Source organism: Caulobacter flavus (assembly GCF_003722335.1).
GTDB lineage: Bacteria > Pseudomonadota > Alphaproteobacteria > Caulobacterales > Caulobacteraceae > Caulobacter > Caulobacter flavus.
On sequence record NZ_CP026100.1, the window covers coordinates 4,983,565 to 5,003,628 of the forward strand.

Here is a 20,064-nt window from a genome sequence, read left to right on the forward strand (position 1 = left end):
TGATCTTCACCAACGATCATGAACCGGCGCACGTCCTCGTGTTCGGAAACGGCGAGGCCAATCTCGTCGGACGCAACGGCGCGCCATGACCATCGTCGTCGAACACCGAGATTTCCTGCTAGCGCGATGGAGAGATATCCATGGCTGACCTGACCGACATCGAAATCTCGACCTGTCGATTCCGGAGCCGGCTGCCGGGATATTCGGGACCAAGTCGCACATGGCCAGGATCGCCGGACAGGCCAGATCCGACGCCAAGAGCGCGGCCGCGCGGACCAATGGCGCCAAGGGCGGCCGCCCGCGCAAATCCGGAACAGCCTGAGCTTTGGCTCTCCTCTCTCTAAAGAGAGAGCCCGGCGGGCGCTGTGCTCGCAATTGCGAAGGTTCGCACAGGCGCCGTTGACATTGTCATAGGCTCGCCCCCACTTTCCGGCGCTCGCCTCCTGGTTCGCCGGAAGGCCGATCCACCTCCCCTAGCTCAGAGTCGTAATGAACGTCGTCGTCGTCGAGAGCCCGGCCAAGGCCAAGACCATCAACAAGTACCTCGGGTCCGACTACACGGTTCTGGCCTCCTATGGGCATATCCGCGACCTGCCCTCGAAGGACGGGTCGGTGGAGCCCGACAACGACTTCGCCATGAGCTGGGAGGTCGACGCCAAGTCGTCCAAGCGCATCTCCGACATCGTCGACGCGCTGAAGAAGGCCGACCGCCTGATCCTCGCCACCGACCCGGATCGCGAAGGGGAAGCGATCAGCTGGCACGTGCTCGAGGTGCTGAACAAGAAGAAGGCGCTGAAGGACAAGCAGATCCAGCGCGTCACCTTCAACGCCATCACCAAGGCCGCCGTGACCGAGGCCATGCGCGCGCCCCGCGACCTCGACATGGAGCTGGTCGAGGCCTACCTGGCCCGCCGCGCCCTCGACTATCTGGTCGGCTTCACCCTGTCGCCCGTGCTGTGGCGCAAGCTGCCGGGCTCTCGTTCGGCCGGTCGCGTGCAGTCGGTGGCCCTGCGCCTGGTCGTCGACCGCGAGATCGAGATCGAGCGCTTCAAGACCCAGGAATACTGGACCGTCGACGCCGACGTCTCGGCCGGCTCGGACCCGTTCCTGGCCCGCCTGGTCAAGCACGACGGCAAGAAGCTCACGAAATTCGACCTCGGCAACGAGACCTCGGCCCTGGCCGCCAAGGCCGCCGTGCAGGCCGCGACCTTCAAGGTCGAGGCCGTCGAGAAGAAGCCCGGCAAGCGCTCGCCCGCCCCGCCCTTCACCACCTCGACCCTGCAGCAGGAAGCCGCCCGCAAGCTGGGCTTCTCAGCCCAGCGCACCATGCAGGCCGCACAGAAGCTATACGAAGGCATCGACATCGGCGGCGAGACCGTCGGCTTGATCACCTACATGCGTACCGACGGCGTCTCGATCGCGCCGGAAGGCATCGCCGACGCCCGCGAGGTGATCGGCGCCGTCTACGGCAAGGAGTACGTGCCGGACGCCCCGCGCATCTACAAGTCGAAGGCCAAGAACGCCCAGGAGGCCCACGAAGCCATCCGCCCGACCAGCATGCGCCGCAACCCCGGCTCGCTGCGCCTGGATCCGGACCTGGGGCGCCTGTACGAGCTGATCTGGAAGCGCACCATCGCCTCGCAGATGGAAAGCGCCCGCATCGAGCGGACCACCGTCGACCTGGAAAGCCACGACGGCCGCACCGGCCTGCGCGCCACCGGCCAGGTGGTGCTGTTCCCCGGCTATCTGGCCGTCTACGAGGAAGGCCGCGACGACGAGGAGGGCGAAGACAGCGCCCGCCTGCCGGCCATCGTCGAGGGTGCCGCCGCCAAGGTCATCGAGGCCCGCGCCGACCAGCACTTCACCGAACCGCCCCCGCGCTATTCGGAAGCCAGCCTCGTCAAGAAGATGGAAGAGCTGGGCATCGGCCGCCCGTCGACCTACGCCTCGGTGCTGGGCGTGCTGCGCGACCGTGAATACGTGCGCATGGAGAAGCAGCGCTTCATCCCCGAGGACAAGGGCCGCCTGGTCACCGCGTTCCTCGAGCAGTTCTTCCGCCGCTACGTGGAGTACGACTTCACCGCGGCCCTGGAAGAGCGCCTCGACCTCGTCTCCGACGGCAAGCTCGACTGGAAGGAATTCCTGCGCGAGTTCTGGAAGGACTTCCACGCCGCCGTCGGCGAGATCGCCGAGCTGCGCACCACCAACGTGCTCGACGCGCTGAACGACGCCCTGGGCCCGCACATCTTCCCTGACAAGGGCGACGGTACGAACCCGCGCCTCTGCCCGACCTGCGGCTCGGGCATGCTGTCGCTGAAGACCGGCAAGTTCGGCGCCTTCATCGGCTGCTCGAACTATCCCGAATGCCGCTACACCCGCCAGCTGGGCGTGGCCGAGGGCGACGGCGAGGCCGAGAGCGCCGACAAGGAACTGGGGATCAACCCCGCCACCGGCCGCGCCGTGTGGCTGAAGAACGGCCGTTTCGGCCCCTACGTGGAAGAGGTCGCGGCCGAGGGCGAGAAGCCCAAGCGCTCGTCCCTGCCCAAGGGCTGGACGCCGGCGGCGCTGGACCTGGAGAAGGCCCTGCGCCTGCTGAGCCTGCCGCGCGAGGTCGGCATGCACCCCGACGACGGCAAGCCGATCACGGCGGGCCTGGGGCGCTTTGGCCCGTTCGTGCTGCACGACGGCACCTACGCCAACCTGGAGAACGCCGACGAGGTGTTCGACGTCGGCCTCAACCGCGCCGTCGCCATCCTGGCCGACAAGCGGGCCGGCGGCGGGCGTCCGCAGCGCGCGGCCGCCGCGGCCCTGGCCGAGCTTGGCAATCACCCCGAGGACGGCAAGCCGGTGCGCGTGCTGTCGGGCCGCTTTGGTCCCTACATCAAGCACGGCGACACCAACGCCAACGTGCCCAAGGGCGCGGATCCGGCGGCCCTGACCCTGGCCGAGGCCGTGACCCTGCTGGCCGAACGCGTGGCCAAGGGCGGCGGCAAGAAGCCGGCCAAGAAGGCCGCCGCGCCCAAGAAGGCGCCTGCCAAGGCGAAAGCCGAGGGCGAAGCCGCCGAGGCCAAGCCGAAGAAGGCCGCCGCCAAGACCACGGCGGCCAAGAAGCCGGCCGCCAAGAAGGCGCCGGCCAAGGCCAAGACCGAGGCGTGACGGCAAGCGGCCAGGGGGAGTAGACTGACGCCATGACCACGCTCGAACGTCCCATGCCGCTGCCGCTGGTGGTGGTTCTGCTGTCGGCGGTCAGCGTCGTGGGCTTCGTGCTGGGCCTGCGCGGCGCGCTGGACACCGGCAAGCCGGCCGACGCGGTCTCGACCGCGCCGCTGGCCGAGGTCTCGGGCGTGCCGGTGAAGGATGCGACCCCGGCTCCGGTCGAGGTCGCCCCGCCGCCCCCTCCCCCGCCGGTCAAGCCGGTCGAGGAGGCGCCCGAGGAGGTCGCGCCGGAAACCCCGCCGGTGGTGCAGGCCCCGGTCGCGCCCGCCACCCCGCCCCCGGCCGAGAAGAAGCCCGAACTGCCGCCGGCCCAGCAGACGCCGCAGCGGATCGAGGACCTGTACTAGGTTCTGCTCGTTTCCTTCGCCCGGGAAACGGCTTAGACGAGGGGAATGGCCAAACCTCGCCTCCCCAAGACCGCCGCCCCGAAGACCGCGCGCCCGAAGATGCCTTCGAAGGCGCGTCCGCCCGCCGGCCTGCCTGACAAGGAGACGCTGCTGGCGTTCCTGCGCGACGCCGGCGAGGCCGCCAAGGCCGACATCGCCCGCCACTTCGGCCTGAAGGGCGCCGACCGCCGCGCCTTGCGCGAGATGATCCGCGAGATGGAAGCCCAGGGGCAGCTGGGCAAGCGCGGCCGCCGCGGCTTCGCCGAGGCCGGCGCCCTGCCGCCCGTGGGCGTGGCCGACGTGATCGAGCGCGACGGCGACGGTGATCTCTTCGTCAAGCTGACCAAGGCCGATGAGGACGTGGCCCTGGTGCGCCTGGCCCCCGACCGCCGCGAGGCCGCCGCCGGCGCGCCGGGCCTGGGCGACCGCCTGCTGGTGCGCTTCGAGAAGCTGGAGAGCGGCGAGTACGAGGCCCGCCTGATCAAGCGCCTGGGCCAGAGCGCCCACAAGGTGCTGGGCGTGGTGCGCAAGCAGCGCCGCGAGATCCGCGTCGAGCCGGTCGACCGCAAGTCGAAGGAGAGCTTCGTCCTCGACGTGTCGCAGCCGGGCGTCGGCGACCTGAAGGACGGCGACCTGGTGGTCGTGCAGCAGAGCGGCCACGCCGGCCGCTACGGCCCCAAGCCCTGCCGCGTGCTCGAGACCGTCGGCAACGAGGAGGACCCCCGCGCCGCCTCGCTGATCGCCATCCACAGCCACGGCATCCCGACCGGCTTCTCGGACGAGGCCGAAGCGGAGGCGAAAGCCGCCAGGGAGCCGACGCTGGAGGGCCGCGAGGACCTGCGCGACCTGCCGTTCGTGACCATCGACCCGGTGGACGCCCGCGACCACGACGACGCCGTCTACGCCCATCCCGACGACAGCGAGGGCAACAAGGGCGGCTGGGTGGTCTGGGTGGCCATCGCCGACGTGGCGGCCTACGTCCGCCCGGGCTCGGCCCTGGACCGCGACGCCCGCGACAAGGGCAACAGCGTCTACTTCCCCGACCGGGTGGAGCCGATGCTGCCCGAGACCCTGTCCAACGGCCTGTGCTCCTTACGTGAAGGCGAGAACCGCGCCACGCTGGCGGTGCGGATGGTGTTCGACAAGTCGGGCCACAAGAAGAGCCACCGCTTCGTGCGCGGCCTGATGCGCAGCGCCGCCAAGCTGTCGTACGAGCAGGCCCAGGCGGCCATCGACGGCACGCCCCCGCCGGCCGGCCAGGATCCCGACAAGGCCCCGCCCCTGCTGGACGCGATCCTCAATCCGCTGTGGGAGGCCTTCCGCCTGATGGGCAAGGGCCGCGAGCAGCGCTCGCCGCTGGCCATCGAAAGCGACGAGCGCCGCATCGTCATCACCAAGGACGGCGAGATCGCCTCGATCACCCGCCGCGCCAGCCTCGAGGCCCACAAGCTGATCGAGGAGATGATGATCCAGGCCAACGTCTCGGCCGCCGAGAGCCTGGAGGCCAAGCGCTCGCCGCTGATCTACCGCGTGCACGACACGCCCAGCCTGGAGAAGGTGCAGAACCTGGCCGAATTCCTGCAGACGCTGGAGATCCGCTGGAACAAGGGCGAGGCCCCGCAGACCAAGCGCTTCAACCAGCTGCTGGAAGAGACCCGCGAGAGCCCGCACGCGGCGATCATCAACGAGGTGGTCCTGCGCACCCAGATGCAGGCCCACTATTCCAGCGACAACATCGGCCACTTCGGCCTGAACCTGGCCAAGTACGCCCACTTCACCAGCCCGATCCGGCGCTATGCCGACCTGATCGTGCACCGGGGCCTGATCCGGGCCCTGGGCCTGGGCGACGACGGGCTGACCGACCAGGACATCGCACGGATCAAGGACACGGCCGAGGTCATCACCCACGCCGAGCGCCGGGCCATGGCCGCCGAGCGCGACGCCACCGATCGCTACATCGCCTCGTTCCTGGCCGACCGCGTGGGCGCGACCTTCAGCGGCCGCATCACCGGCGTCACCCGCTTTGGCCTGTTCATCAAGCTGGACGAGACCGGCGCCGACGGCCTGGTGCCGATCTCGAACCTGGGCGAGGAGTTCTTCGTCCACGACGAAAAGCTGCACTCGCTGGTCGGCGAGCGCACGGGCAAGCGCTGGCCGCTGGGCCTGTCGGTCGAGGTGCGGCTGCGCGAGGCCACGCCGGTGACCGGCGGCCTGCTGTTCGAGATGCTGACCGACCCGCTGCCGGCGGATCCCAAACTGCCGCGCCCGCGCCTGGGCGCGCGGCGGCAGGCGGCGGTCAAGCCGCGCGGCGGCCTGCCCAAGGGCGTGCGGCGAGGCAAGCGGCGCTAAGACCCTCCCCCTGAAGGGGGAGGTGTCGGCGCAGCCGACGGAGGGGGATGTGTCTGCTGAATTCGGAGCGGGACGCGAGGCGAGCGCTTCTTCCCCCTCCGGCCCTCCGGGCCACCTCCCCCTTCAGGGGGAGGGTCTCTACCCGATCGGCTTCTCGATCTCGTAGACCACGTCTTCGAGCTTGCGCAGGATCAGCGCCTGCGCGTCGCGGACGCCCTGGTTGAAGAACGCCGGACCCAGGGTCTGCCCGATGAAGTCGAGCAGGAAGCCCGCCTCCAGGCCGCTGACCGGGCGATCGAGCTCGTCGCGCATGTAGAGCGTCAGCTTGCGCAGGGCGGCTTCGCGCACGTCCTTGTCGAGCTCGATGCGGGCCATGCCGGGCTCCTTGCGTCCTTCGAGGCCCGTTGCGCGGGCGCCTCGGGATGAGGTGTTCAGTGCAATGAGATCCTCATCCTGAGCCGCGAGCCGCGAGCCGCAGGCGAAGCCTCGAAGGACGCAGAGGGTCAGCCGATGGCCCCGAAGCACCAGGCCAGGACCGACTTCTGGGCGTGGATGCGGTTCTCGGCCTCGTCCCAGACCAGCGAGCGCGGGCCGTCCAGGACGGCGTCGGTGACTTCCTCGCCGCGGTGCGCGGGCAGGCAGTGCAGGAACACGCCGTCGGGCTTGGCCAGGTCCATCAGGGCGTCGTCGACCTGATAGGGCTCGAAGGCCTTCAGGCGCTCGTCGTGGTCGGTGTCGCCCATCGAGACCCAGGTGTCGGCCACGACCACGTCGGCGCCGCGCACGGCTTCCTGCGGCGACTCCATCATCGTGACCTTGCCATTCAGGCCGGCGGCGCGGGCCAGGTCGTGCAGGTCGGCGTGATAGACACTCGGGCAGGCTATCTTCAGCTCGAAGCCCAGCAGCGGGGCGGCGTGGATGAAGCTGGAGCAGACGTTGTTGCCGTCGCCCACCCAGGCGATGGTCTTGCCGCCCACGTCGCCGCGATGCTCCTCGATGGTGAGCAGGTCGGCCATGATCTGGCACGGGTGGCTCTTGTCGGTCAGACCGTTGATCACCGGCACGGTGGAGACCTGGGCGAAACGCTCGACGTCGGCGTGGACGTTGGCGCGGATCATCACCGCGTCGACCATGCGCGACAGCACCTTGGCGGTGTCCTCGATGGTCTCGCCGCGGCCCAGCTGCATGTCCGAGGCCGTGGAGATGATGGCGTCGCCGCCGAGCTGGCGCATGGCCGCGTCGAACGAGAAGCGGGTGCGGGTCGAGTTCTTCTGGAAGATCATCGACAGCACGCGGTCCTTGGCCGGCGCGTCGGCGTCGACGCGGCCCTGCGGCCAGCCCTTGCGGGCGGTCTTGCGGGCCTTGGCGTCCTCGAGGATCAGGCGCAGCGTAGCGCCGTCGAGCTTCCACAGATCGATGAAGTGACGGGGGGCGGTCATCTCAGGCCACCTTTCCGAAAATGGGCTGGAGTGGACGCCCCCGCCGCAAGGGCGGAGGCGTCGGATCGGTAGGCCGTCAGGCCGCCGCTTGGGCGCGGACGACCTCGCAGGTCTTCTCGAGCTTGGCCACGGCTTCTTGAGCCTCGGCCAGCGTCAGGTTCAGCGGCGGCAGCAGGCGCACGCAGTTGTCGCCGCCGCCGGCCACCAGCAGCTGCTGGTCGCGGGCCAGGGCCATGAACTCGCGGTTGTTGGAGGCCAGCTTGACGCCGATCAGCAGGCCCTTGCCGCGCACGTCGAGCACGACGTCCGGGAAGCGGTCCTTCAGGCCGTTGAGCTGCTGGGTGAAGTAGCCGGCGACGGTCTTCACGTTGTCGAGCAGCTCGGGCGTGTTGATCGCGTCGAAGGCCGCCGTGCCGACCGCCATGGCCAGCGGGTTGCCGCCGTAGGTCGAGCCGTGGGTGCCGGGGGTCATGCCCTTGGCGCCCTCGTGGGTGGCGAGGCACGCGCCGACCGGGAAGCCGCCGCCCAGAGCCTTGGCCACGCACATGATGTCGGGCTCGGCGCCTTCCGCCCACTCGTGGGCGAAGAGCTTGCCGGTCCGGCCCATGCCGCTCTGCACTTCGTCGAAGATCAGCAGGACGCCGGCTTCGCGGGTGATCTGGCGCAGCTCGACCAGCTGGGCCTCGGTCAGGGCGCGCGCCCCGCCCTCGCCCTGCACCGGCTCGATGATGACGCCGGCCGTGGTCGGGCCGATGGCGGCCTTCAGGGCCTCCAGGTCGCCGAACGGCAGCTGGACGAAGCCCGGCAGGCGCGGGCCGAAGCCGTCGAGATAGCCGGCGTTGCCCGAGGCGTTGACCGCCGCGTACGAACGGCCGTGGAACGAGCCGTCGAAGCCGATGATGTCGATGCGCTCGGGATTGCCGGCGATCGCGTGGTAGCGGCGGGCGGCCTTCAGGGCGCACTCGATCGCCTCGGTGCCCGAGTTGGTGAAGAACACCACGTCGGCGAAGGTGGCCGCGCACAGCTTGTCGGCCAGCACTTCCTGCTCGGGGATCGTGTAGATGTTGGAGACGTGCCAGAGCTTCTCGCCCTGGGTCTTCAGGGCGTCGACCAGCACGGGATGGGCGTGGCCCAGGCCGCAGGTGGCGATGCCCGCCACACAGTCGAGGTACTCTTCGCCGGTCGTCGAGAACAGGCGCGCGCCTCGGCCTCGTTCGAACGCCAGCGGGGCGCGGTTGTACACGCCCATGATGTGGTGTTGCGAGGAGTTGGACGACGTCGCAGTGCTCAAAGCGGCCTCCCTAAAAGGCAAGAAGCCCCCGGGCTTTCGCGCGGGGACTGGAAGGCCCGACGTTGTCGGCGCGAAGCCCTGCCCTGTCAATGAAATCACTATGAATTTTCGCCCTGCGGGGCGCGGCGGACACACCCTGGCGGCGCGGGACCGCTAACTTGCCATCGAGGCGCGATCCGACCTAAGCCTGGGCGCGGGGGAGATGCTTGGAGGATCCACGATGAAGGCCGCCGTTTCCCTCGCCCTGCTGACCCTGGCCGCCCTGCCCGGTTGCGCCTCGACGCCCGCGCCTTCCGGCTCCGCGGCGGTGACGGGGACCGTGGTCTGGCGCGAGCGGATCATGCTGCCGCCGACGACGAAGACGATCGTGCGCCTGCAGGACGTCAGCCTGGCCGACGCGCCCGCCAAGGTGCTGGCCGAGGACGTCATCGACGGCACGCGCGCCCCGCCCGCAGCCTTCAAGCTGGCCTATGATCCGGCCCAGATCCTGCCGGGCCATCGCTATTCGGTGTCGGCCCGCGTCGAGGTGGACGGCCAGCTGCGCTTCATCAACGACACCCACATCGCCGTCATCAACGACGGCCCGACGAAGGACGTCGAGGTGCTGGTCAAGGGCGTGGGGCGGTAGGGTCCCCTCCCCTTATCCCGTCATTCCCGCCACAAGGGCGGGAATGACGGGAGATTGGAAGAAGGCGGGGTGAGCGGCCCGGTCGGCCGCTCCCTTCAGCTCTTCAGGCGGTACCCGCTGCGGAACAGCGCCCAGCACCACAGGAACAGGCCCGTGGCCAGCACGGCCGTGACCACGACGCCGATGGCGATGCTGCCGTCGGCATGGCCGATGAAGCCGTAGCGGAAGCCGTCGATCAGGTAGAAGAACGGGTTGAAGTGGCTGGCCGTGCGGAACGGCTCGGGCAGCTTGTCGACCAGGTAGAAGGTGCCCGACAGGAAGGTCATCGGCATGATGGCGAAGTTGGTCACCGCCGCCAGCTGGTCGAACTTCTCCGACCACAGGCCCGCCAGCACGCCGGCCAGGCCTAGTATGATCGCGGCCCCGACCGCGAAGTAGACGATCGCCCACAGGTGCGAGACCTGCAGGCCAGCGCCCGGCAGCACGCCGATGACGGCGGCCGTCACCGCGCCCACCACGACGCCGCGCGTCGCGGCTCCCAGGCCGAAGGCGGCCACCTGCTCCAGCGGGGTCAGGGGCGGCGTCAGGAAGTCGGACGTCAGGCCCATCATCTTGGCCTGGATCAGCGACGAGGACGAATTGGCGAAGGCGTTGTTGAGCACGGCCATCATGATCAGGCCCGGCGCCACGAAATGGCCGAAGGTCACGCCCTCGACCGCCGGCCGGCTGGAACCGACCGCGACCACGAACACCAGCATGTAGAGCAGCGTGGTCACCACCGGGGCGGCCACGGTCTGCATGCCCACCTTCCAGAAGCGGCGGATCTCACGCTGGTAGAGGGTGAGGAAACCGCTCCAGTTCCAGCCGTGATAGTCGCGCGGCTGCGGGGGAACGACGCTGTCTGCCATGTCTCTCATTGCCCGTCCTGGCGCCCGATCCTGGAAATTCCTTCGCCATGTGCGCTCGGGAGGGGTCGGACGCAAGCGTGCCGCTTCGAGAATCAATATATTGTTTCTGTGGACAGACTACCTGGCGCCTATTGTGCGTCTTAACGCATTCTTTACACTATGTGGTAGGGCAGACGCCGGCGGGGCGATCTGTACACCAGATGTAGGGTGATGGCGAGGTGGGGTTTCTCGTCATGACCCTGATTTTAGGCGGAGATGGGCCATGAGCTGGACTGACGAACGGGTCACCACCCTGAAGAAGCTGTGGCTGGACGGCCTGTCCGCCAGCCAGATCGCCAAGCAACTCGGCGGGGTCACCCGCAACGCCGTGATCGGCAAGGTCCATCGCCTGGGCCTGTCGGGTCGCGCCGCGCCGTCGCAGCCGGCCCGTCCGGCCTTCAAGGCGCCGCGCCCGGCTCGTCCGGCCGCCACGGCCATGCCGGCCGCGCCGCGTCGCGTGGTCGCCGCCGAGCCGGTCGCCCCGGCCCCGGTTCCCGTCGCCGCCCACCAGCAGCCGTCGGTTCCGGTGATGCGCAACGAAGCCCCGGGCTCGGCTACCGTGCTGACGCTGGGCGCTCACATGTGCAAGTGGCCGATCGGCGACCCGTCGTCGGACAGCTTCACCTTCTGCGGCCGCCGTTCGTCGGAAGGCCCCTACTGCGTCGAGCACGCCCGGGTGGCCTACCAGCCGCAGCAGTCGACCAAGAAGAAGGGCGGCGCCACCGAGCTCGCCCGTTCGCTGCGCCGCTACATCTAGCGCCGGCCAGCCATAAGAAGAGAGGCGTCGACAAGGCGCTCTCGCCATGCAGCCCTCCCCGTTCCGCGGGGAGGGCTTTATGTTGTCCTCGATGACCGACCTCGCCCCCGATTCCAACGCCCCCGCCTATTCCGTCTCGGAACTGGCCTTCGCGCTGAAGCGCACGCTGGAAGACCGCTACGGCTTCGTGCGGCTGCGCGGCGAGCTTTCGAAGGTCACCCATCACTCCAACGGCCACGTCTACCTGACCATCAAGGACGACAAGGCCGCGATCGACGGCGTGGTCTGGAAGGGCAATGTGCGCGGCCTGGGCGTGCGGCCCGAGCACGGGCTCGAGGTCATCGTCACCGGCAAGATCACCACCTATCCGGCCGGCTCGCGCTACCAGATCGTCATCGACAGCATGGAGGCCGCCGGCGTCGGCGCCCTGCTCGCGCAACTCGAGCGGCTGAAGGCCAAGCTGGCCGGCGAGGGCCTGTTCGCCGCCGAACGCAAGCGCCCCCTGCCCTCCATGCCGGCCGTGGTCGGGGTCATCACCAGTCCCACCGGCGCGGTGATCCGCGACATCCTGCACCGCATCCGCGACCGCTGGCCCTGCCGGGTGATCGTCTGGCCGGTGGTGGTGCAGGGCGACGCCGCCGCCGGCCAGGTGGCCGGGGCCATCCGGGGCTTCAACGCCCTCTCGCCCGGCGGTCCGGTTCCGCGTCCCGACATCCTGATCGTCGCGCGAGGCGGCGGCTCGGTGGAGGACCTGTGGGCCTTCAACGACGAGGCCCTGGCCCGCACGGTGGCCGAAGGGACGATCCCGCTGATCTCGGCCGTCGGCCACGAGACCGACACCACCCTGATCGACTTCGTCTCCGACCGTCGCGCGCCGACCCCGACGGCGGCGGCCGAGATGGCCACGCCCGTGCTGGCCGAGCTGCGAGGCCTGGTCTCCGACTACGACCGCCGCCTGTCGCGCTGCGCGGGCCGCGTTGTCGAGGAGCGCCGCACCCGGTTGCAGGCGGCCGCGCGTGGCCTGCCGCGTCCCAACGACCTGCTGGCGCTCGCGCAGCAGCGGTTCGACATCGCCGCCGGCCGGCTGGACGCGGCGCTGGAGCGCAACACCTCGGTCCACGCCCAGGACCTGCTCAAGGTCACCGCCCGCCTGTCGCCCGAGGCCCTGGCCCGCCAGCGCCAGGCCAAGTCCGAGCGTCTTTCCGACCTCTCCCGCCGCCTGGACCTGGCGGCTCGCCGCGCGCCCGAGCGCGCCGCCCAGCACGCCCGCCTGCCGGCCCTGTGGGACCGCCTGAACGCCGTGGCCCGCCGCCGCCTCGACCGCGACGCCGACCGCCTGGCGGGCCTGGACAAGCTGCGCCAGTCGCTGAACCCCGAGCGGCCGCTGGAGCTGGGCTTTGCTTTGGTGCGCAAGATGGACGGGACATTGGCCCGCTCGGCCGCCGACCTTTCCGCCGGCGAGCGCGTGAACCTGAAGTTCAAGCTCGGCGAGCGCGACGCTGTGATCGACGGCGAAGGCGCGACGCCGCCGCCTCCCCCGCCCGCCCCGTCGGCGGCGAGCGCGCCCAAGCCGGCGCCGCGCCCGAAACCCGCGCCGCCCACGGCCCCTCCAGCCGCCCAGGGCGACCTGTTCTAGTCTTCCGGATTGGCGTAGAAGAGTCTCATGAACGCTTACGATCGCGACCTCGGCAAATCCGGCTTGGCCGTCCTGCACTACGGCGACGGCGACTTCGCCGTGCTCCAGCCTGGCCAATACGTGGTGTGCGCCGTCACCGGCGCGAAGATCCCGCTCGAAGCCCTGCGCTACTGGAGCCCCGAGCTTCAGGAGGCCTACGCCACGCCGAAGGAAGCGCTGAAGCGCTGGCAGGAGACCAAGGCCTGAAGCCCTGGCGTCCGAATAGACGGGCGCTTCTCGCCGCACTGACGTGCGGCGTCGCTCCCCTCGCCTTCCCCGCCGCCGCCGCGGCGCCGGGACTGGTGCTGAGCGGCCGCCTCGAACAGGGCGGATACGCGCTGGGCCGCACCGCGCCGCATGCCGAGGTGCTGGTCGACGGCGTTCCCCTGACCCAGGCCTCGGCCGACGGCTGGTTCGTGGTCGGCTTCGACCGCGACGCGCCGGCCAGCGCCGAGATCACGGTGCGGACGCCCGACGGCTCGGCGACGCACAGCGTGGCGGTCGCGCCCGGAACCTTCGACATCCAGCGCATCGACGGCCTGCCGCCGTCTCAGGTCTCGCCCGAGGACCCTGTCCTGCTGGCCCGCATCGCCGCCGAGGGCGCGCGCAAGGCGGCGGGCTTTTCCAGCCGTGTCGACGGCGACTTCTTCCGCACGGGCTTCATCTGGCCGGTCAAGGCCACGCGCCGCTCGTCGCGGTTCGGCGGCCAGCGGATCCTGAACGGCGAGCCCAAGCGGCCGCACTATGGCGTCGACCTGGCCGCGCCGGTGGGAACGCCGGTCGTCGCCCCGGCCGCCGGCGTCGTAGCCTTCGCCGAGACCGGCCTGCACTTCGAGGGCGGCCTCGTCCTGATCGACCACGGGCAGGGCCTGATCAGCGCCTATCTGCACCTCTCACGCGTCGACGTGGCCGCCGGCCAGCGCCTGACCCAGGGCCAGGTCATCGGCGCCGTCGGCAAGGAGGGCCGGGCCACGGGCCCGCACCTGTGCTGGCGGCTCAAGTGGCGCGACCGTAACCTCGACCCCAGCCTGTGGATCGCTGACGCAGGAATGCGACAGTGACAGGATCAAACTTGACCATTTCGGGACACCCCCTATCGACAGGCCGCCGCGGTTATGGTTATCCCCAGCCCCGCTTTTGAAACTCGCGTATGAGGCGTAATCCCGCATGTCCGCGGCGCTCGACAAGCTCCGTTTCCTCCTGGTGGACGACAACCACCACATGCGGGCGATCGTCAGCACGATCCTGAAAGGGGTCGGCGTGCGCCACGTGCACGAGGCGATCGACGGGGCCGAAGGCCTGCAGATCCTGAAGGATCGCCAGATCGACATCGCCATCGTCGACTTCAAGATGTCGCCGCTGGACGGGGTGCAGTTCACCCAGCTGGTGCGCAACTCGCCCGACAGCCCCGACCCGTTCCTGCCGATCATCATGCTGACCGGCTTCGCCGAGCGGCACCGGGTGTTCGAGGCGCGCGACGCCGGCGTCACCGAGATCGTCGTCAAGCCGGTCACGGCCCGCTCGCTGCTCGACCGCATCGACATGGTGATCTTCAAGCCGCGCCCGTTCATCCGCAGCGGCGACTATTTCGGCCCCTGCCGCCGCCGTCGCCAGGACCCGCACTACGGCGGGCCGTTCCGTCGCGCGACGGACAAGGGCGCGATCGAGCTTTAGGGCGCCCCTACTTTCCCGTCATTCAGCCCTTGTGGCGGGAATGACGGAATAAAGTTGGCCCACGCGAACGCTCAGCGTTCCCTCGCCGCATCCCCCGCCAGCAGCGCGGCATAGACCTCGTTGGGCCAGCGGCGGTGGACCCAGAACCACTCCTCCGGACGCTCGCGGATGCGGTCTTCCATGAAGGCGTTGATCATCCGCACGCCGGCCTCGATGTCGGCCGTGCGGTCGCCGGTGCTGGGCGGGACGATCGGGTCGTGGACCACGGCGCGGAAATGCGCGCCCTTGGTGCGCTGGACCGACATCGGTTGCAGGACCGTGCCGAAGCGGATGGCCAGGCGCGTGGGGCCCGGCGCGGTGCGCGAGTCGTGGCCGAAGAACGGGGCGGCGATCCCGCCGTTGAACTTCTGGTCGTTCATCAGCGCCACCGACTCGCCGCGCTTCATGGCGTCGAGCAGCTCGCGCGCGCCGTCGCCGCCCTTGGGGGCGAACAGCCGCACGCCGTAGCGGAAGCGGCTCTTCTTGATACGCTCGTCGATATAGGGGTTGTTGGCCGCCCGGTAGGTCATCTGGCAGGTCACGCCGGAATCGACGATGGCCGCCGGCATCACCTCCCAGTTCGACAGGTGGCCCGAAACGAACACCACCGGCTCGCTGTCGCGGGCGATCTGGGCCAGGCGCTCGGCGCCCACAACCTCGACCCGGCCGGTGGAGGGCAGGAGCTTGTCCATCAGCGGGAACTCGCCGAACGTCCGCCCCAGACCGTCCCACTGGCGGCGCAGCATGTCGGCGCGCCAGGCGGCGTCCTTTTCCGGAAAAGCCAGGCGCAGGTTGCGGTCGGCCACCTTGTGGGCCCCGCTCAGCGGACCGAACGTACGCCCGAACCAGCCGCCCAGGGCCGAGGCCGCGTCCACGCCCAGCAGCCGGAACAGACCCATGAACAGGTCGTAGCCGAACGCCTCGAGGCGCCAGAGGAGGTCTTGGGTGGGGGAAACGCGAGCGTCGGACATCGGCCCTTACTAGCTCGACTTGGCCGGCGGCGGAACTGTGGCGCCGGAACCTCCCGTCTCGCCTTCGAACCGCGCCTCGGGCGAGCGAGCTTCGCTTGGCGCGCGACTTGCGGCTGTCGGGGCAGACCGTTCCGTTTCGGGACGGGGGAAAGCCATCGGGGGTCAAGGGTCCACATCATGGGCAACGACATCGACACTCACCTGGGCAAGCGCCTTCGCCGCCGTCGCCGGCTGCTCGGCCTGACCCAGCAGCAACTGGCCGGCGCCGTCGGCGTGCGCTTCCAGCAGATCCAGAAATACGAATGCGGCGCCAACCGCATCTCGGCCGCCCGCCTGTGGCAGCTGTCCGAGGCGCTGGAGGTGCCGGTCGGCTACTTCTACGACGGCCTGTCGGCCATCGCCCGCGACACCGCGCCGACGGCCAGCAACGACTCCGAGGGCGGCGAGATGTTCGCCCGCAAGGAGACCATCGACCTGATCCGGGCCTACTACCTGCTGGGCGAGCGTCCGCGCCGTCGCCTGCTGGACCTGGCCAAGTCGCTGAACGGCGTCGAGCAGCTCGAAGCCTGAAGCGCCTCCCCGAGGGCTGTCGCGTCAGTGGAGTAGCGTCGTGGGCCAAGGCGGGCTAAAGCCTGCCCCATGACGCTCTCCGCCGATCGCCTCGCCGCCCTCGACGCCTTCATCGTCGAGCTCAACAGCGCCTCAGCAGGAGCCATCCTGCCGCTGTTCCGGTCCGACCACGGGCTGGAGGACAAGGCGGCCGGCAAGAACCTGCCGCGCGACACCCACGCGGCGTTCGATCCCGTCACCGAGGCCGACCGCGGCGCCGAGGCGGCGATCCGCAAGCTGATCGCCGAGCGCTTTCCCGAGCACGGCGTGATCGGCGAGGAATACGGCGAGGACCGCCCGGACGCCGAGTTCGTCTGGGTGCTGGACCCCGTCGACGGCACCCGCGCCTTCATCTCGGGCCTGCCGCTGTGGACCACCCTGATCGGCCTGCGCCATCAGGGCCGTCCCGTTCTGGGCTCCATCGGCCAGCCCTATATCGGCGAACTCTATGTCGGCTCTCCCGCCCTGGGCTCGCGCCTGATCGCCCGCGGCGGCGAAAAGGCCCTGCGCGTGCGCCCCTGCCCTGTGCTGACCGACGCCATCATCGCCACCACCGATCCGGAAGCCTGTTTCGACGGCGCGGAACTGGGCGCCTGGCGCCAGGTGCGCGCGGCCGCCAAGCTGGCCCGCCTGGGCTGCGACGCCTACGCCTACGCCATGGTGGCGGCCGGCACGATGGACATGGTCATCGAGGCGGGCCTCAAGAGCTGGGACGTCGAGGCCGCCATTCCCCTGATCGAAGGCGCCGGCGGGGTCGTCACCGACTGGCGCGGCGCGCCGATCGGCCAGCACGGCGGCCAGATGGCCATCGCCGGCGACCAGCGCGTTCTGGACGAGGCCCTGGTCGCCCTGAAGCGTTCGGCGAAATAGAGATCAAAGATCCTCCCCTTCTGGGGACTGTTGCGAAATTCGGAACGTCGAAGAACAGACCAGAATCCGTTCGAGAACAGTTCGGAATCAAAAGGGGAAAGTCGTTCTTGTTTTACCCCATTATGCAACGATCCCCTTCTGGGGGAGGTGTCGGCGAAGCCGACGGAGGGGGGCGTGGCTGATGAGCCCGCTACCGCCTCGTAAGCTGAAAACGTCCCCCTCCGGCCCTTCGGGCCACCTCCTCCAGAGGGGGAGGACCTAGAGGCCTGCGACCGTCTCGTCGAAGGCCGCCCAGAAGCGGGCGCGGCGGTCGTCGGTCTCGATCAGGATCTCGTGGAAGGCGTCTTCGATCTCGACATAACGGCCCTTGGGGATGCGGGCGGCGATCGCCTTCTGGGCGGACGTGAGAACTCGGGTGTCGATCCCCGCCCCGACGATGGTCACCGGGATGGTGACCGCCTCGACGCCCTTCGAACGCGCCAGCCACGAGCAGGCGCTGAAGGCGAAGTCGGTCCAGCCCCAGGTGATGCCGCCCAACGCGATGTCAGGACAGGCGCGGATCTGCGCCTGGTGGCGGGCGTAGCGGGCCGCGTCGTGGGTCAGGGCGTCCTGCGGGAAGACGTGCTTGAACGGGTCGCCGACGTCGCCCAGCACGTAGTCGCCGCGCAGCGGGGTGCGGGCCGCCAGCCAGGCCAGGGCGCGGGCCATGGCGGCCGGCTTGCCGCCGGTGTTGAGGCCCAGCATCGGGGCCGACAGCACGCAGGCGGAGAAACGGGTCTCGCCGTGGGCCAGGACGAGGCTGGTCAGGCAGCCGCCCATCGAGTGTCCCAGTGCGATCCACGGCTTGGGCAGGCGGGCCTCGAAGGCCGCCAGCAGCGCCTGGTAGTCGCCGACGAAGTCATGGAAGCCGGCCGCGTGGCCCTTCAGCCGATCGGGCAGCATGCGGTGCGAGAGCCCCTGCCCCCGCCAGTCGTGCACGAGGACGACGAAGCCCCGCGCCAGGAGGTCGTAAACGACCTCGTAGTACTTCTCGATCGGTTCGCTGCGGCCGGGGCTGACGACCACCGAGCCGCGCGCCTGGCCAGGCGGAGAAAATAGAGCGGCGCGGAGGGTCGCCCCATCCGCGCCGGAAAACCATTCGGCCTGGCCGTGGTCGGGAACCGGCGCCTCGGGAATCGAGACCAGCGGCGCAGGTTCCCCCATGGCTTAGCGGAGCTTCGAGAACAGCGCCGCCATCTTGGACTGCAGCGCCATCGCCGCGCCCATGTCCGACAGCTTCAGCTTGCCGGTCATGACGGCCATGGTCGGGTCGAGCGAGCCGGCGCCGATGGCCAGGAAGTCTTCCTTCGACAGGGTCATGGTCAGGTCGGCCGGACCATCGTCGTTCGACACCGAACCGCCGTCGATCAGGATGACGCCTTCGCCTTTCAGGTCGAACTTCAGGCTCTTGCCCAGGCCGCTGTCGTCGCCCACGGCGGTTTTGATCTTGTCGGTGATTTCCTGCAACGTGGCCATAAACGCTGTCTCCCTCTTTTCTGCGCTCTAGCGTTCTGCGCGTGAAAACTTGGGCGCCACCCTGGCCGGAGCCGGGCCGCAAGTAAACACCGTTCAGACGCTCTCCACGCTATTTTTTGCTCTGGATGAAGCCTACGCGCGCAGGGGTTCCCGACAGCCTGACGCGGGTCGCGCCCTTGAAGTCGGCCAGGCGCAGGATCGGCGTCTTGCCCGAGAGCGGCAGGGGCTGGGCCTTGCCATCGGCGCCGACCACCACGCCGCTCGCCGCGCCCTGGAAGCCGAAGCCGGTCATCTTCGGAGCCAGCATGGCCATGGGCCCGGCCGCCTTGCCGATGACGCCGTTGGTCGAGTCGAGCACCGCCTTCAGCTCTGCGACCTCGTACTCGGCGGCGGGCTTGAGGACCGGTTCGATGATCATGGTCGAGCCGAACTTGCCGTCGGCCGAGGCCTCGAACTCGATCTTCGCCCCGCCCTGCAGCTGGGCCAGGGTCGGCAGGCGCTCGAAGCGGCCGTCACCGCCGATCGGCAACGGCGTACGCGCGCCACTGGCTTCGATCAGGGTCGCCTTGAGGCCCGCGGCCGGCTTGCCGTCGCGGCTCAGGGCGTAGGCGACCCGGGTGCGCGAACGTTCCTGGGCCGGCACCTTGAGGAAGTTCTCCAGATAGGCGAACACCTTGTCGGCCGGCGCGACCTTGTTGCCCTGGGCCAGGGCCGCCGTGCCGGCGACCAGGGTCAGGACGGCGGCGACGAGCGCGCGGCGCGCGACGCGGGCGCTCATTTCGGCTTCACGAACTTGAGGGTCATACGGTCGCTCTCCCCAATGGCGTCGTACTTGGCGTGGTCGAAATCGGGCTCGGCCGGCTCGCCGCGCGGCGCCGACAGGCGCGTGGGCGGCAGGGTCCAGACACCGAACGGATGGTCCTTGGTGTCCTTGGGGTTGGCGTTGATCTCGCTGGATCCCGCCAGGACGAAGCCGGCCTCCTTGGCCAGCTGCTCGACATAGGCCTGCTGCACGTAGCCGTCGGCGGCCAGAACATCCTGCACCCGGCCAGGCTCGCCCCGATGCTCCTCGACGCCGAGGATACCGCCCGGCTTCAGCGCCGCCAGGGCGTCCTTGAAGGCCTTCTCGGCGATGCCGCCGGCCATCCAGTTGTGCAGGTTGCGCAGGAACAGCACGCGGTCGACGCTGCCGGCCGGCGCCACGGGGCCGCTGCCGCGCCCGAAGGTGGTGATGTCGACCTTGCCGTAGAGCTTGGGCTTGGCCTCCAGCTTGCGGCGATAGGCGGCGACGATCTCGGCGGCGGCGGGATCGGCCGGGTCGGCTTCCAGCACCGCCTCGTAGAGCTTGCCGCCGGTGGAGGCGAGGAACGGCGCCAGGATGTCGGTGTACCAACCCGCGCCGGGCCAGAACTCGACCACCGTCTGGCCGGGCCGGATTTCCCAGAACTCAAGGCTCTGCACCGGATGGCGCCAGGCGTCGCGGGCCTTGTCGGCGCTGGTGCGCCAATCGCCGGCCACGGCGCCGGCCAGGGTGGAGGCCCCGCCCTTGGCCGCGGCGGCGGGCTTGGCCGCCTCGGCCTTGGCGGCCGGTTCGTCCTTCTTGCGGCCGCAGCCGACGAGGCCCGCCGCGGCGGCGGCGACAAGCAGGCCGCGGCGCGACCAGGAAGAAACTGGGTCCATCGATCCCCCGTTACGCAT

At 69.8% G+C, this 20,064-nt stretch carries 20 protein-coding genes; 11 read left to right on the forward strand and 9 right to left on the reverse strand.

Annotated elements, in window-relative coordinates:
- Positions 1-489: 489 nt before the first annotated feature.
- From topA to rnr, 3 genes are all read left to right on the forward strand, one after another.
- Positions 490-3,156 (forward strand): type I DNA topoisomerase, encoded by a 2,667-nt coding sequence (gene topA, locus C1707_RS22670; protein WP_101715579.1) that lies wholly within the window; start codon positions 490-492, stop codon positions 3,154-3,156.
- A gap of 32 nt (positions 3,157-3,188) precedes the next feature.
- Positions 3,189-3,563 carry a hypothetical protein gene (locus tag C1707_RS22675; RefSeq protein ID WP_101715578.1) on the forward strand — a complete coding sequence of 125 codons (375 nt, stop codon included), beginning with the start codon at positions 3,189-3,191 and terminating at the stop codon, positions 3,561-3,563.
- 99 nt (positions 3,564-3,662) lie between these two features.
- Positions 3,663-5,951 (forward strand): ribonuclease R, encoded by a 2,289-nt coding sequence (gene rnr, locus C1707_RS22680; protein WP_420808287.1) that lies wholly within the window; start codon positions 3,663-3,665, stop codon positions 5,949-5,951.
- Positions 5,952-6,089: 138 nt separating this feature from the next.
- On the opposite strand, the gene C1707_RS22685 is transcribed toward rnr, so the two are convergent.
- The 3 genes from C1707_RS22685 to C1707_RS22695 all read right to left on the reverse strand — a co-directional run bounded on the left by C1707_RS22685 (position 6,090) and on the right by C1707_RS22695 (position 8,681).
- Entirely contained in the window at positions 6,090-6,326 is a 237-nt protein-coding gene (locus C1707_RS22685) for a DUF2164 domain-containing protein (RefSeq protein WP_101715576.1), read from the reverse strand.
- Positions 6,327-6,454: 128 nt separating this feature from the next.
- On the reverse strand, positions 6,455-7,390 hold the full coding sequence (gene argF, locus C1707_RS22690; RefSeq protein WP_101715575.1) for an ornithine carbamoyltransferase: 936 nt from the start codon (positions 7,388-7,390) through the stop codon (positions 6,455-6,457).
- Between the two features lie 76 nt (positions 7,391-7,466).
- Positions 7,467-8,681, reverse strand: a complete 1,215-nt coding sequence (locus C1707_RS22695; RefSeq protein WP_101715574.1) for an aspartate aminotransferase family protein — start codon at positions 8,679-8,681, stop codon at positions 7,467-7,469.
- Between the two features lie 220 nt (positions 8,682-8,901).
- Here C1707_RS22695 and C1707_RS22700 point away from each other — a divergent pair, with 220 nt between their 5' ends.
- Positions 8,902-9,309 (forward strand): YbaY family lipoprotein, encoded by a 408-nt coding sequence (locus C1707_RS22700; RefSeq protein WP_101715573.1) that lies wholly within the window; start codon positions 8,902-8,904, stop codon positions 9,307-9,309.
- 95 nt (positions 9,310-9,404) lie between these two features.
- Here the strand turns inward: C1707_RS22700 and C1707_RS22705 are convergent, their stop codons facing one another.
- Positions 9,405-10,226, reverse strand: a complete 822-nt coding sequence (locus tag C1707_RS22705; protein WP_101715572.1) for an ABC transporter permease — start codon at positions 10,224-10,226, stop codon at positions 9,405-9,407.
- Between the two features lie 253 nt (positions 10,227-10,479).
- Between C1707_RS22705 and gcrA the strand changes: the two genes are divergently transcribed.
- The 5 genes from gcrA (at position 10,480) to C1707_RS22730 (ending at position 14,362) form a co-directional block, all read left to right on the forward strand.
- A complete protein-coding gene (gcrA, locus tag C1707_RS22710; protein ID WP_101715571.1) occupies positions 10,480-11,013 on the forward strand; it encodes a cell cycle sigma 70 cofactor GcrA in 534 nt (177 codons plus the stop codon).
- Between the two features lie 91 nt (positions 11,014-11,104).
- Positions 11,105-12,649 carry an exodeoxyribonuclease VII large subunit gene (gene xseA / locus C1707_RS22715; protein ID WP_101715597.1) on the forward strand — a complete coding sequence of 515 codons (1,545 nt, stop codon included), beginning with the start codon at positions 11,105-11,107 and terminating at the stop codon, positions 12,647-12,649.
- Between the two features lie 27 nt (positions 12,650-12,676).
- Entirely contained in the window at positions 12,677-12,895 is a 219-nt protein-coding gene (locus tag C1707_RS22720; protein ID WP_058347630.1) for a DUF2093 domain-containing protein, read from the forward strand.
- A 98-nt stretch (positions 12,896-12,993) separates the two neighbouring features.
- Entirely contained in the window at positions 12,994-13,749 is a 756-nt protein-coding gene (locus tag C1707_RS22725) for a M23 family metallopeptidase (RefSeq protein WP_240633987.1), read from the forward strand.
- 106 nt (positions 13,750-13,855) lie between these two features.
- Complete coding sequence (locus C1707_RS22730) at positions 13,856-14,362, forward strand: response regulator (RefSeq protein WP_101715570.1); 507 nt, start codon at positions 13,856-13,858, stop codon at positions 14,360-14,362.
- Between the two features lie 71 nt (positions 14,363-14,433).
- Here the strand turns inward: C1707_RS22730 and C1707_RS22735 are convergent, their stop codons facing one another.
- Positions 14,434-15,372 carry a lysophospholipid acyltransferase family protein gene (locus C1707_RS22735; protein WP_101715569.1) on the reverse strand — a complete coding sequence of 313 codons (939 nt, stop codon included), beginning with the start codon at positions 15,370-15,372 and terminating at the stop codon, positions 14,434-14,436.
- A 177-nt stretch (positions 15,373-15,549) separates the two neighbouring features.
- Here C1707_RS22735 and C1707_RS22740 point away from each other — a divergent pair, with 177 nt between their 5' ends.
- Entirely contained in the window at positions 15,550-15,942 is a 393-nt protein-coding gene (locus C1707_RS22740) for a helix-turn-helix domain-containing protein (RefSeq protein ID WP_101715568.1), read from the forward strand.
- A gap of 69 nt (positions 15,943-16,011) precedes the next feature.
- Positions 16,012-16,851, forward strand: coding sequence for a histidinol-phosphatase (gene hisN / locus C1707_RS22745; RefSeq protein WP_101715567.1), 840 nt, complete (start codon positions 16,012-16,014; stop codon positions 16,849-16,851).
- Positions 16,852-17,109: 258 nt separating this feature from the next.
- Here the strand turns inward: hisN and C1707_RS22750 are convergent, their stop codons facing one another.
- From C1707_RS22750 to C1707_RS22765, 4 genes are all read right to left on the reverse strand, one after another.
- Positions 17,110-18,054 (reverse strand): alpha/beta fold hydrolase, encoded by a 945-nt coding sequence (locus C1707_RS22750; protein WP_101715566.1) that lies wholly within the window; start codon positions 18,052-18,054, stop codon positions 17,110-17,112.
- Between the two features lie 3 nt (positions 18,055-18,057).
- On the reverse strand, positions 18,058-18,366 hold the full coding sequence (locus tag C1707_RS22755; RefSeq protein ID WP_101715565.1) for an SCP2 sterol-binding domain-containing protein: 309 nt from the start codon (positions 18,364-18,366) through the stop codon (positions 18,058-18,060).
- A gap of 109 nt (positions 18,367-18,475) precedes the next feature.
- Positions 18,476-19,144, reverse strand: coding sequence for a hypothetical protein (locus tag C1707_RS22760; RefSeq protein ID WP_101715564.1), 669 nt, complete (start codon positions 19,142-19,144; stop codon positions 18,476-18,478).
- Positions 19,141-20,046 carry a class I SAM-dependent methyltransferase gene (locus C1707_RS22765; protein ID WP_101715563.1) on the reverse strand — a complete coding sequence of 302 codons (906 nt, stop codon included), beginning with the start codon at positions 20,044-20,046 and terminating at the stop codon, positions 19,141-19,143. Before C1707_RS22765 ends, C1707_RS22760 begins: the two co-directional genes overlap by 4 nt.
- Between the last annotated feature and the right edge of the window lie 18 nt (positions 20,047-20,064).